This window comes from Moritella sp., from assembly GCF_013215705.1.
GTDB lineage: Bacteria > Pseudomonadota > Gammaproteobacteria > Enterobacterales > Moritellaceae > Moritella.
The window spans coordinates 42,216-54,561 of the sequence record NZ_JABSQR010000023.1 but is presented as its reverse complement, the minus strand read 5'-3'; the positions used below and the strand labels follow the sequence as shown (position 1 = coordinate 54,561).

13 protein-coding genes are annotated in these 12,346 nt (G+C 40.8%); 5 read left to right on the top strand and 8 right to left on the bottom strand.

The window, feature by feature from the left end; translation table 11 throughout:
- The 3 genes from lhgO (at position 1) to HRT96_RS15355 (ending at position 3,602) form a co-directional block, all read left to right on the top strand.
- Positions 1 to 1,314 carry an L-2-hydroxyglutarate oxidase gene (gene lhgO / locus HRT96_RS15365; RefSeq protein WP_293158517.1) on the top strand — a complete coding sequence of 438 codons (1,314 nt, stop codon included), beginning with the start codon at positions 1 to 3 and terminating at the stop codon, positions 1,312 to 1,314.
- Between the two features lie 144 nt (positions 1,315 to 1,458).
- Positions 1,459 to 2,484 (top strand): phospholipase A, encoded by a 1,026-nt coding sequence (locus HRT96_RS15360; RefSeq protein WP_293158515.1) that lies wholly within the window; start codon positions 1,459 to 1,461, stop codon positions 2,482 to 2,484.
- Positions 2,485 to 2,744: 260 nt separating this feature from the next.
- Positions 2,745 to 3,602, top strand: a complete 858-nt coding sequence (locus tag HRT96_RS15355; protein ID WP_293158572.1) for a TIGR01459 family HAD-type hydrolase — start codon at positions 2,745 to 2,747, stop codon at positions 3,600 to 3,602.
- Positions 3,603 to 3,791: 189 nt separating this feature from the next.
- On the opposite strand, the gene HRT96_RS15350 is transcribed toward HRT96_RS15355, so the two are convergent.
- The 5 genes from HRT96_RS15350 to HRT96_RS15335 form a co-directional block, all read right to left on the bottom strand.
- Positions 3,792 to 5,060: a hypothetical protein gene (locus tag HRT96_RS15350; RefSeq protein WP_293158513.1), complete on the bottom strand. Its 1,269-nt coding sequence runs from the start codon at positions 5,058 to 5,060 to the stop codon at positions 3,792 to 3,794.
- A gap of 426 nt (positions 5,061 to 5,486) precedes the next feature.
- Positions 5,487 to 6,755, bottom strand: coding sequence for a hypothetical protein (locus HRT96_RS15345; RefSeq protein ID WP_293158511.1), 1,269 nt, complete (start codon positions 6,753 to 6,755; stop codon positions 5,487 to 5,489).
- A 217-nt stretch (positions 6,756 to 6,972) separates the two neighbouring features.
- The gene (locus HRT96_RS21965; RefSeq protein ID WP_366051261.1) at positions 6,973 to 7,185 is read right to left on the bottom strand and encodes a hypothetical protein; all 213 of its coding nucleotides are present in this window, start codon (positions 7,183 to 7,185) and stop codon (positions 6,973 to 6,975) included.
- 35 nt (positions 7,186 to 7,220) lie between these two features.
- A complete protein-coding gene (locus HRT96_RS15340) occupies positions 7,221 to 7,637 on the bottom strand; it encodes a VOC family protein (protein ID WP_293158509.1) in 417 nt (138 codons plus the stop codon).
- 27 nt (positions 7,638 to 7,664) lie between these two features.
- Entirely contained in the window at positions 7,665 to 8,282 is a 618-nt protein-coding gene (locus tag HRT96_RS15335; protein ID WP_293158507.1) for an NAD(P)H-dependent oxidoreductase, read from the bottom strand.
- A 186-nt stretch (positions 8,283 to 8,468) separates the two neighbouring features.
- On the opposite strand from HRT96_RS15335, the gene HRT96_RS15330 reads away from it, so the two are divergent.
- Positions 8,469 to 9,104, top strand: coding sequence for a metalloregulator ArsR/SmtB family transcription factor (locus HRT96_RS15330; protein WP_293158505.1), 636 nt, complete (start codon positions 8,469 to 8,471; stop codon positions 9,102 to 9,104).
- A 105-nt stretch (positions 9,105 to 9,209) separates the two neighbouring features.
- Here HRT96_RS15330 and rsuA read toward each other — a convergent pair whose 3' ends face one another.
- Together rsuA and HRT96_RS15320 are read right to left on the bottom strand one after the other, a co-directional pair.
- Positions 9,210 to 9,899, bottom strand: coding sequence for a 16S rRNA pseudouridine(516) synthase RsuA (gene rsuA / locus HRT96_RS15325; RefSeq protein WP_293158503.1), 690 nt, complete (start codon positions 9,897 to 9,899; stop codon positions 9,210 to 9,212).
- A 153-nt stretch (positions 9,900 to 10,052) separates the two neighbouring features.
- Positions 10,053 to 10,652, bottom strand: coding sequence for an NAD(P)H-dependent oxidoreductase (locus HRT96_RS15320; RefSeq protein WP_293158501.1), 600 nt, complete (start codon positions 10,650 to 10,652; stop codon positions 10,053 to 10,055).
- Between the two features lie 120 nt (positions 10,653 to 10,772).
- Between HRT96_RS15320 and HRT96_RS15315 the strand changes: the two genes are divergently transcribed.
- A complete protein-coding gene (locus HRT96_RS15315; protein ID WP_293158499.1) occupies positions 10,773 to 11,678 on the top strand; it encodes a LysR family transcriptional regulator in 906 nt (301 codons plus the stop codon).
- 1 nt (position 11,679) lies between these two features.
- On the opposite strand, the gene lysE is transcribed toward HRT96_RS15315, so the two are convergent.
- A complete protein-coding gene (gene lysE, locus HRT96_RS15310; RefSeq protein ID WP_293158497.1) occupies positions 11,680 to 12,291 on the bottom strand; it encodes an L-lysine exporter in 612 nt (203 codons plus the stop codon).
- Positions 12,292 to 12,346: the final 55 nt, after the last annotated feature.

Genomic DNA, 12,346 nt, shown 5'->3' with positions numbered 1-12,346 from the left:
ATGAAAATGACTTTGACTACACAAGGTTTTAATAAAAGTAGATCGGAAACTAATAGCCCTGATAATAGTGTTTATGATTATATTATTATCGGTGGCGGTATTGTGGGTGTATCAACTGCGTGGCAATTACAGCAGCGAGAGCCTGACAAACGGATATTATTAATCGAAAAAGAAGGTGAACTATCACAACATCAAACCGGGCATAATAGTGGGGTGATCCATGCCGGGGTTTATTATGAACCGGGGAGTATGAAAGCCAATTTTTGTAAGGCGGGTGTTGCTGCGACCAAAGCGTTTTGTGAAAAACATGATATTCCGGTTGAAAACTGCGGCAAACTATTGGTTGCCACCAGTGTATTAGAGTTACAACGCATGGAAGCGCTGTATAAACGCTGCCTTGATAATGGTATCGACGTTGAATTATTAGATGCCGCTGGACTTGCTGAAAAAGAACCTAACATTACTGGGTTAGGGGCAATTCTGGTGCCTTCAACCAGTATTGTTAATTACCGCTTAATCACCGAGAAAATGGCAGTAGAGTTCGGTGTGCTCGGTGGTGATATGGCGATGGAGACGGAGGTGACGCACTTAATCGAAACCAGTGATCACATTCACGTTCAGTGTCAAAAAAAATCGGTATTGGGGCATTCATTCGAGAACCGTGAGTATGTCACCAAATTTTTAATTACCTGTTCAGGCCTAATGGCGGATAGGGTGACGAAGATGTTGAATATTGATACCGAATTTCAGATCATTCCTTACCGTGGTGAATACTACCGTTTGCAGTCTCAGCATAACAACATTGTGAATCATTTGATTTACCCCATTCCGGATCCGGAACTGCCATTTTTGGGGGTGCATTTAACCCGGATGATTGATGGGTCGGTGACGGTTGGGCCCAATGCGGTTCAAGGCTGGAAGCGAGAAGGCTACGGTAAGGTAAATATAGATTTGCGTGATATCTGTGACATGCTTAAGTTTCCTGGTTTTTGGCGGGTTAGTGCTAAAAATTTAAAAACGGGCTTAGTTGAAACCAAGAATTCGTGGTGGAAGCCGGGTTACTTAAAACTCGTCAATAAGTACTGTCCGATATTGAAGGTGACTGATCTAGAAGACTATCCTGCGGGTATTCGTGCACAAGCGGTATTGAAAGATGGCAGCCTAGTGCATGACTTCTTATTTGCAGAAAGTCCACGCAGTTTACACGTTTGTAATGCACCATCGCCTGCTGCAACCTCTGCGATCCCTATTGGTGATTACATTTGTAATAAGGTACGTGATAAGTACCTTACGCTGGTATCAGATGTAAACTAGACGGGGTAGATAAAATACTGTCACTGCTATACCGAGGTTTAATCGCTGCTGAGTGGTGCTAATCAGGGTGATATCTTATGCGTATTATTCAGTATATTATGTACGTTAACTGGATATTCGCGTTCATAAGGAATTGAATAAATTTTGCAACGATTAAACTATAAAAACCTCTGTTTAGTGTTTCTCATTTGTTCTATGAGTTATCAAGCACAAGCGACGACAGAAAGTGAGTGTATTGAAAAGCAAGTCGCCAGTAGTGCTGCAGAAGTAACATTAGGGGAAATAAGGGCGATATGCAAAGCGCAAAGTAGCCTTGAAGAAGACGGTTCAGTCATGATCCGCGGTAAAAAAGTGAAAGCAGGTCTACTGACAAAGCGAATTATTGAAGAGCGTCAAACTGACACATCTGAATTTGTACTTACGCCACACCTAATGAACTATATCTTACCTGTTTATAGTACCAATCAGGTTAACCCAGAAGCTTATCGCAATCTAAATGCCCGTGATGAAGGCTATAAAAAAGTCGAAGCTAAATTTCAATTAAGTCTGAAATTGCCGTTAAGCTACAATTCTTTATTCGTTGACGGTGATCGCATCTATGCTGCTTTTACCCTCGAAGCTTGGTGGCAAGTTTATGCCGATGACATTTCCAGTCCCTTCAGAGAAACGAATTATAGACCTGAAATATTTTATATTGCGCCATTAGATTGGCATCCTAATGATGCCAATACAGCTGTCATGTTCGGGTTTGAACATCAATCCAATGGCCGTGCTGGAATATCGTCTCGTTCATGGAATCGTGTTTATACTGAATTTATTTATGAGCAGGGTGATTTAGTGTGGAGTGTTAGGCCTTGGTATCGTATACCAGAAGATGCTAAAACGGATCCGGCTAGCCCTAATGGCGATGATAATCCGGATATTACTGACTATATGGGACATGTAGAGTACGGTATCGGTTATGCTTTTGACAAATATGAATTGAGTGCCGAAATACGTCAGAATTTTGCAACCAGTAAAGGCGCGGTGAAACTAAACTTAACCACACCTTTATATGGCAAACTGAAAGGATATTTCACTGTATTTAATGGCTATGGTGAAAGCTTGATTGATTATAATCACAGTCAGACTCGTTTCGGTATCGGGGTAGCGATTAATAATATGTTTTAAGGGGATCCCCCCATCTCGAAGTCTGCTACTTCTTATCTATTTATTATGACGACTGGCCTGAAGCGTAAGTGTAAAGGTCATTCCTGCTTGATGCGGGTTGTTATTCGCAGTTATTCCATATTAATACACAACTATCTGATATTAATATGCTGCAAGTTAGTAGGGATTCGTTGGTTTGAGTATATAGTGGGGTTATCTTGTCCAGGCTACTAGCGTTTTAGGTTAGTGGCAGATGCTGTTGGAGTAACGACGACGTGAAAATGATTTCCGGTCTTAAAGACATTATTAACGAGTTTGATACCTTTATTTTGGATCAATGGGGCGTATTACACAACGGTGGCGATGCGTTTCCAAATGCAATTGAGACATTACAATTTTTAAAACAGCATGACAAAAAAGTAGTGATCTTATCGAACAGTGGTAATACCCACAATTTCTCTTATCAGCGTTTAACCGATTCGGGTATCAGTCGCGATCTGTATATCGATGTACTGACATCTGGCGACCATATGCGCCATAATTTTAAGCAGGGTAAATTTGGTCACTTGGGGTCACACGCGTTGGTGTTTGGCTGGGGCGATGGCATTAACGGTACTGTGCTAGAAGACTGTGGTTTAACCAGTGTTGGTATCGAAGACGCATCCTTTATCATGTGTTACGGCGTTGAGCGTGGCACTGTGGCTGAATATCAAGCCGACCTGGATATTGCCTATGCACGTGGACTGGAAATGGTAGTAAGTAATCCCGATCTGGTGGCGATGAGTCCTGACGGCGGATTAAAACTTTGCCCCGGTTCTATCGCTAATGCGTATGCTGAAATGGGCGGCAAGGTGCATTGGCACGGTAAACCTCAAGCTGAAGTGTATGACATGTGTCGTACCTTGTTAGGCGGTTGGGATAACGCGATTGCAGTAGGCGATAGTTTAGAGCATGACATTCGCGGCGCGAATACAGCAGGTATATCTAGCTTGTTTTTAACCACGGGTATTCATGCTGATGATCTAACGCAGAAAATGGCAAATAAAGAAGACGTGATTGATGGATCTGCGATTGCTGATTTAAGTCGTGAATTTGATGTTATGCCAAGCCATTATATTGATTGGTTCCAAGTCAATTAATCGCTGTTTATAGTTTGTACATTCCCGTTGCTGGTGGCCGCTGTCTTTATTGATATGACTAATACGCTATCATTTAATTGTTATGGGATATCTTTACTTAGTAAACGCGTCGAATAATTAAAAAGGGCATATCATTACTGATATGCCCTGTTGCTTATGCTGTGCATATTAAATGTTGTTTAGTCTGATCTATTTTGGACTTCCCCAATAATTAACTGATTTATTTAAACCTGCGCCTGGTGTGCTATCTGCGGTGATGTAAACATATTTAGGTTTGCTCGCCGTAGTATCAGGATTTTTCGCTAATGGCATTAGAATATCTTTAATGAATGGGGTTAAAAAATGACTCTTAACTGGATTCATACCTGGTGCGCCCGGGAAGTAGATCATGCTTTCATTGTGACGACCTGATAATGTGGCAACCGGATCTTTTTCTCGGATCATGTTTATAACATTGTTATAACGCATCTTATTGGCAAATACGTGATGATAGTTTTCAATAATACGTGTGGCAGGTGACGAAAATACGCGTGTTAATATCCCCGTTCTTACTCCTGAATCAATAGCAGTATAAGCACCTAAAGAGTGTCCTGTTAGTACTACATTATAGGTTTTTTCTGCTGATGATGTTTGGTAACCACGCGTTAATGATTTTTCATTTGCAGGATATTGAGCTAAGATCTGTTGCGTAAAATTATAAGCCTCACTTTGCCAGTTTTCATCAGTCTCCAACAGGTTTGTATACGCTAATTCCATATCTTGCATCACATCATTACCATTACTGGTGCCTTTAAATGAAATAATGATTTCTTCTTCTAGGTTTTTACTTGCAATTGCGGGTACTTTTATCGCAACACCATGTACACCACTGTCACCAACATAACTTGCTATAACGTCTAGATTTTTGGTGTTTTGTGACAACATTAATGTCTCAAACATAGGATCGTTATTAAAGGCAAATGGCTTACCGTCTTGTTCTAGACTATAAACATAACTTGCTGCAAATGCATAACGCAGAATTTTATTATAGGCCAGTGACAATTCAGCGTTATCAACGGATAAAGCTTCTTCTTTGCTTAATACTGGATATTCGTGATCAAGCGCAGTGTTAGAAGCGAAGTAGGTAATGTTATTAATAAATTCATCTGAATATTTATTAACGAGTGTGTCACTGCACATCGTTTCTAAAATCTGATGCAGGTCCGAGGCGTTTACTGGCACCGAATCAATAGCTTCGACTACAAAGTAGTTTTCAGTATTCGCACGATAGGAATTGTCTCTCCAGTAGCCATCAAGTTTTAAATACTCATTATTTGCATTTACCGCCCAAGATTTTTTGATTAAATCAGATCGAGCCTCGAAGCTATCTTTCACCCCGTAGCACTGTAGATTAGTACTATCAACAGCAAGGCTGTTAAAACTAAAAGCTGATATTAATAAGGCAAGAATTGTTTTCATTTTAGTTCTCCAATTATGGTTACTCAAGAAATTATGTTAAGCCCATAAATTATGTTTTATTTTTGTTATGGACGCTCTAATCGTAATGATTATCATTTCCATTGGTGGGTGCGGAGAATATATTATGGTGTTACAGACTTTTGTGATTTATGTCACATAAATTGGTTTTATCACATTTTCATCTCTATTATTCTAGTATTTATGATTAATCGACTGGTTTGTTTTGTTTTTGTGGTTCTTTTGTTTTTTATTTGCGGCTGTTAATGTTGGTCAATTGTACGAGGTTGTTTTCGAATTGTTAAGCACGGCTGTAAACCAATGTTTTATATGATTGGGTAAGTTATGGATTGAAAATGTAAACAGAAGCAGAAGGGATTACCTTTGCTCCTGTTTGAGTTGTAATGATTTTATTTATGCAAATGAGAATTAGTTTGTATGACCCCAAAAATTAACTAATTCTGTTAATCCGGCACCAACTGTTGCGTCTGGGGTGATATAGACATGAGTTGCCTTACTGGTATCTGATGTTTGCTGGTTTGCAAGTGGGATCAAAATATCAGTAATGAACGGCGTCAAGAAATGACTGTTCGCTGGATTCACTCCTGGTGCTTTCGGGAAATAAATCATGTTTTCGTTATGACGGCCTGACATAGTCGCAACTGGATCTTTTTCTCTAACCATATTAATCACGTTGTTGTAACGCATTTTATTGGCAAACGCATGAATATACTTTTCAATAATACGCGTTGCTGGTGACGAGAATACCCGTGTTAATACGCCAGTTCTCACCCCTGCATCAATCGCAGTATAGGCACCAAGTGAATGTCCGGTTAATACCACATTATAAGTTTTAGCTGCATTTGAGGTTTTATAACCACGGGTTAATGAAGCCGTGTTAGCAGGATATTGAGCTAAGATTTGTTGGGTAAAGTTATAAGCCTCAACTTGCCAGTCTTCATCCGTTTCAGATAGGTTAGCGAGCATTAGTTCGATATCTTGCATCACATCACCGCCACTGCTAGTGCCTTTAAAAGAGATAATGATTTCTTCTTCTAGGTTTTTACTTGGAACGGCGGGTACTTTAATCGCCACACCGTGGACACCGCTATCACCCACATAAGTGGCTATAACATTAAGTTCGACACTGTTTGCATCGACCATCAACTGCTGGAAGGTTGCGTTGTCAGTAAATGAGAAAGGATCAGCGCCTTGCTCTGTGCTGTATACATAACTCGATGCAAACGCGTAACGCAGCATGTTGTTATACGCAACGGGCAATTCGGTATTATTGATAGATAGGGCATCAGCTTCCGTCATGACTGGGTATTCATAACCGTAAGAATGGCTTGAAGCAAAATAAGTGATATTGCTAATAAACTCGTCGGAATACTTATTGACTAGCGTATTGCTACACATGCTGGCTAATACACTGTGTACTTGCTCAGAAGTGACGGGCACTGAATCAATGGCTTTCACGATAAAGTAGTTTTCGGTATCGGCATTATAACTATTGTCTTTCCAATAACCGTCAAGTTTTAGGTATTGGTTGTTGGCATTGACCGCCCATGATTTTTTAATTAGGTCTGATCGTGATGCGAAGCTGTCTTTCACGCCATAGCATTGTAAATAAGTAGAATCGAGGGCAAAACTGTTAAAACTCAGTGCTGATATTAATAACGTGAAAATAGTGCGCATTTAAAACTCCAAGTAATCTTTATCAATACCTGTGATTGATAAAGATTACTGTTAATTAATGGTCATCTGGCTGGCAGGTTATCGCATTTATATCATGATTTTTTCAATCTGGATCTCAAATTTACTTAATACACTGGCATTTCGTGACATCTAGTTCTATTTGTAGCCATTTTGTGATCTATAAGAACAATTAAACTTACAGGTGTAAATAATAATATTATGTATGGTTTTGATTGGACTGTTTAGGTTTTATGTTGGTGAACTTGCTGTGCAGCACTCTGCTAACTGTTTCGGACGAGAATAATAAAAGCATTGAGCATAACGACAACCCAATTGTTACAATGGCAATATGTATGCCTAGATCACGCGTTGGACTGTGCCAGCGTACCAAGGCTTCAGCATCGCTGACGTGATCAGTTTGAAGGTCAATAGTCGGCTGATAATAGACTTGGAATTCATGCTCGGCTAATAACGATTTCTCAGTGTTGGTATATCGGTATTATATTGCACAAACTCAACTTCGTAGCCATTGGGGTCGAGGAAGTAAATATTTTGACGGTATTCATCGTCCATCCCGTCTTTGGCAATGCTAAAACCAGCTTCGGTTAAGCGCTGTATGATCCCGGCAATATCATCAGTGACATAGGCGAAATGAGCAAGCCCCACTTGGTGCCCAGCTAAGTCGCGGTTTTCACCAACCCCGTTATCGCCAAACGCGAGATATTGATAATCATCACCAAAATGGATCCAGTTTCTTGGTTTGCCTGACCATTCTCCTTTGTCACCACCTCGAATGGACCAATGCGGAAATACGGCGCGGTAAAACGTTAATGTTTCTTCGATGTCGCGTACGATTAAATTGACGTGCTCTAGGTGTATCATAATAATGTCCCTCTATAATATGTTTGCTTACATTGCGTAACTGTATTTTTCTTGTTGAGAATAAGGTTGTTGTTGCTGTCGTTGACGAACTTGCCCTAGTGCTTGGCTGTATTGATGTAAGGTATGCAAGCTGTAACCGATGCGATGTCGAATACTATGGTCGCGTTCGCTGAGTTGCGCATCATCCGTGCCTGCATTCAATACATCGCCGACGTTACGAATGATTAAGTGATCTGGTATCGCCACTAACTTATTATTTTTACAGCCATTCATTCTTAATTCTGCGATGGGGTATGCACCATTAATGCCACTGACAACAGAAACCAGTAGTGCTGGTTTATGTGCTGTATCGTCATGCGCACACATCATTAAAAAATTCTTCAAAATGGGTGTTGCCATCCCATCCCACTCAGGCGTGATAATAACGAATGCATCAGCTTTTATTAACGCTTCACTGATGAGTGGCCAATCGCAGCCCGGAGCAGATTTACTTTCGTCATCGCCATCCCAAAAGGGTAGTTGGTATTTACACAGTTCGATATGTTGAACGGTTTTAAATTGGTTTGCTGCGCTGGCGATGTAAGCCGCTACTTTTGCACTTTCTGAATTGTGCCTTTGACTGCCACTGACGATAACTAATTTCATATTAAGTAACCATTTTGTTTGTTAATTGTTAAGTAAAGTAAACGCTTTACTTAAGTTTGTAAAGGTTGAAATTTAAATTAAGTAAATAAAAAAGTTTACTTAATATTTATATCGGTAATAATACTAAGTATGAAAGCATCTGAAGGCACGCCGAATGTGCCTGTAGTCAGGTAAAGCGGAGTCAAAATGAAAGAAAAGACCAGTGAGAAAATTCTTAGCCTATTAAAATTTGAAGGAGCGTTAACCGCAAAAATATTGGCCAGTGAATTAGGGTTAACGACCATGGGCGTTCGCCAACATTTGCAGGCTTTAGAAGATGATGGTGATATTCGCTTTGAAGATAAAAAGGCTGTGCGAGGTCGCCCAACCCGCTATTGGTCACTGACAACGCAGAGTAATAGCCATTTCTCAGATCGCCATGAAGAATTGACCGTACAGCTTATCGATTCAGTTAAAGTAATTTTTGGTGATGAAGGGCTTGAGCAACTTATTGCGCATCGCGAACAAGCGTCATTTTTGCTCTATAGTGACAGACTGGCGAGTAAGCCAGATTTACTGGGTAAACTGGAAGCGTTAGCTGAGTTACGCAGTGAAGAAGGGTATATGGCGACCGTTGTTGTTGATGACAAGGCTGTTTATTGGTTGATGGAAAACCATTGTCCTATCTGCGCTGCAGCATCTAAATGTCTTAATTTTTGTCGTTCAGAATTGAATTTATTTCAAACATTATTAGCACCGTATGCAACGGTCGAGCGCGAAGAGCATATTGTCGAAGGGGCGAGGCGTTGTGCCTATAAGGTGACAGCGCTAGAGACAGAATAGATAAGTGATAGCATAAATGACCACAGCCCACATTAAGCGATTAACGTGGGTTGTGGTATTTATAGCTTTTGGACAGTTGGTATAACTATCTGTTCGGCTAACAGATTAGATGCTTGATGCTTCTTCGTCTGTTAAGTAACGCCATTCACCTAATTCTAGTGCTGGGTCTAATACGATGTCGCCGATCTGTTCGCGATGTAAACCAACCACGCTATTGCCTTGGCTAGCAAACATACGTTTAACTTGGTGATATTTACCTTCTTGGATGGTAAGCAATACTTCTTTTTCGCTTAAGATCTCTAATTTTGCAGGTAGGCAAGGTTTGTCTTCGCTACGCAGATGGATACCTGCTGCAAAATCTGCTACTGCTGTTGGTGCGATTGCTTCGGCAAGCTGTACACGGTAACGTTTGTTGCATGCACGCTTAGGTGATGTAACGCGGTGTGACCATTTACCGTCATCGGTGATCAATACTAAACCTGTAGTATCAACGTCAAGGCGACCAGCGATGTGTAATTCTTCACGCTTGTCTGCTTCGATTAGATTCATCACAGATGGGTGTTCTTCGTCTACTGTTGAGCAAATTACATCTAATGGTTTATGCATCATGATATAACGCGGTGGACGTTGGCTTAATGATCTACCACTAAACCAAACATCCATGTCTGCTGTTACTTTATGGTCTGCTTTACGTACAACTTCGCCATTAATTTTCACGTTGCTGCGTGCAATCTCACGCTTGGCAAGGGTACGGGTCAGGTTAGTACTTTGGCAAATAAACTTATCTAAACGCATTTATGTTCAACTTTTGTCTGGTGTTATAGGAATATATCCAAACTGAGCTCGTATTTAGTTCGGTTTGGATAGATGGGCTGATTATCGGCCTTTTTCTCTGTAAGCGCAAAGTATAGTGAACAAATATATTCCCGTCAGTGTGTTTAAATCGTTTTAAGCACTTAGTAATTCGTTAATACGTGCATCTGCGTTGCTTAATACATCATCTGCCGAGTTCATTGCTACGCCTTCTGCAAAGATAAATTCGACTTCAGGTATACCGACAAATTTAAGTACTTGTTCTAACCAAGGCGCTTGCGTATCTGAGGGTGTGTTGGCATACCGTCCACCACGGGTTGCGATCACATAAGTTTTTGGCATTTTTAGTAACGGTTTTGGGCCTTCTGCTGTGTAAGTAAATGTTTTACCTGCACGAGCGATGTGGTCAATCCAAGCTTTTAAGGTTGACGGTACGCCAAAGTTATACATAGGTACGGCGATAATTAAGATATCACTGTTACTTACTTCATCAATTAATTGGTCTGATACTGCCGCAGCCGCTTGTTGTTCTATTGTGCGTTCTGATTCCGGTGTGTGGAATGCACTAAAAATAGCCTCGGTTAAGTGCGGTACTTGCGATACATTAAGGTCACGATAGGTAATTTGTTGCTGTTGAGTATTATTTATATCTAATTTTTCGATTAGTTTTTTTGCAATCTTTGATGATGTTGAATTTTTGCCTTGTAGGCTGCTATCTATGTGTAAAACTTTCATTTTTGTTCCTCGCTTTATGTTGTAGAGTAAGCTTACGGTAATTAAAAAATAAATTAACCGGGTAAATCCAATCTATATCATCGATTTTTTAGATGAATTAAAACATGGACGTTAAGGATCATGATGAAAGAGCTAACGGTGAGTTTAGAGCAATGGTATATCTTTAAGGTTGTGGTCGAGCAAGGTAGTTTTCAGGGCGCAGCTGATTACTTAATTAAGAGCCAAAGTTCGATTAGTTATGCGATCCAGAAGCTGCAAGATAATCTGGGTGTGCGTTTGTTTGAACAACAAGGTCGTCGTGCAGTTGTCACTGATATGGGCAAGAAAATGCTGACGCAAGCGAATGAATTGTTAACGCAAGCGGCAAGTATTGAGCAACTGGCGGGGGAATACAGTGCAGGTTGGGAGCCGCTGTTAAAAGTCATGACGACACAACTATTTCCACAGCCGTTATTAACTGACGTTCTGGCCTTATTTGCTCAGCAGTGCACAGTGACCAGTATTGATTTTCAACAAGGTACATTATCAGGGGTGACGGACGCCGCGACGTACGGCACCGCAGACCTGATTATTAGCAGTCAAATTCCCACCGGATTTACGGGAGAAAAATTGTGTCATGGGCAGTTATCACGTTTTGTACATCACCAGCATCCGTTAGCTTTGCTAAATCGACCATTAACACTTGCAGAATTGAAATCCCATGCCCAAATTGTGATGAGTGATTCGAGTGCGCTTCGCAGTGTCGATGCTGGTTGGCTAGGCTCGCAGCAACGTTGGACGGTGAGCCATTTACATGAGTCGCTCAGTTTGGTTAAGCAGGGGTTAGGACATGCGACGTTACCCATTAGCCGCATTCAAGATGAACTAGCCAATGGTGACCTGGTGGAGCTAATCATCGAAGATCATGTGCGTCTTGATCTGTCGTTATATTTGATTTATGCCAACAAGAAAACATTAGGTCCTGCTGGTTTGCTGTTTGCAACACTATTAAAACAACAAGCCAAGCAATACGTCATCGATGGTTAGATCATGCTAGGTTGCGATACAGACTACTGGCGATCACCCACATAATACCACCGACGGTTATGTCGATAATACGTTGTACTTTGGGTCGGTTGAGCCAGTTCGAAAACTTAGCTGCGCTAAAGGCGATGCCATAAAACCATAAAATTGAAGCTAAAATCGTACCCGCCGCAAAAGCGATACGATTATCGCCACTAAATTGGTTACCGACACTGCCTAGTACAACGACAGTATCTAAATACACGTGTGGGTTAAGTAAGGTGACCGCTAGCGTTGCCATTATCACCATTTTACGGGATTTATGGGTACCATCTAACTCGGCTTTACCGTATTGATACTGCCATGCACTGCGAAACGACATTGCCCCATAAACCGATAAAAATACAATGCCCCCCCAAGTAATTACCTGTAATAAATTGGGGTTTAATGCCAACAAACTACCGGCGCCAAACACGCCTGCGCAGATAAGTAATGCATCACATAAAATGCAAATAGTGGCTGTTAACCAGTGATGATTACGTTTAATTCCCTGATTTAAAATATACGCATTTTGCGCGCCGATAGGGATGATCATACTACCGCCAAGCAGTAGTCCTTGAATTGTTGCTGTTAGCATAATGAACCTCTAAAAGATGAGCTTTGGAGATTACAAAAATTAATGAGATAAGTAT

Coding starts and splice junctions, on each gene's coding strand:
- lhgO (WP_293158517.1), top strand. CDS start 1: ATGAAAATGACTTTGACTACACAAGGTTTTAATAAAAGTAGATCGGAA.
- HRT96_RS15355 (WP_293158572.1), top strand. CDS start 2,745: ATGATTTCCGGTCTTAAAGACATTATTAACGAGTTTGATACCTTTATT.
- HRT96_RS15350 (WP_293158513.1), bottom strand. CDS start 5,060: ATGAAAACAATTCTTGCCTTATTAATATCAGCTTTTAGTTTTAACAGC.
- HRT96_RS15345 (WP_293158511.1), bottom strand. CDS start 6,755: ATGCGCACTATTTTCACGTTATTAATATCAGCACTGAGTTTTAACAGT.
- HRT96_RS15340 (WP_293158509.1), bottom strand. CDS start 7,637: ATGATACACCTAGAGCACGTCAATTTAATCGTACGCGACATCGAAGAA.
- HRT96_RS15335 (WP_293158507.1), bottom strand. CDS start 8,282: ATGAAATTAGTTATCGTCAGTGGCAGTCAAAGGCACAATTCAGAAAGT.
- HRT96_RS15330 (WP_293158505.1), top strand. CDS start 8,469: ATGAAAGAAAAGACCAGTGAGAAAATTCTTAGCCTATTAAAATTTGAA.
- rsuA (WP_293158503.1), bottom strand. CDS start 9,899: ATGCGTTTAGATAAGTTTATTTGCCAAAGTACTAACCTGACCCGTACC.
- HRT96_RS15320 (WP_293158501.1), bottom strand. CDS start 10,652: ATGAAAGTTTTACACATAGATAGCAGCCTACAAGGCAAAAATTCAACA.
- HRT96_RS15315 (WP_293158499.1), top strand. CDS start 10,773: ATGATGAAAGAGCTAACGGTGAGTTTAGAGCAATGGTATATCTTTAAG.
- lysE (WP_293158497.1), bottom strand. CDS start 12,291: ATGCTAACAGCAACAATTCAAGGACTACTGCTTGGCGGTAGTATGATC.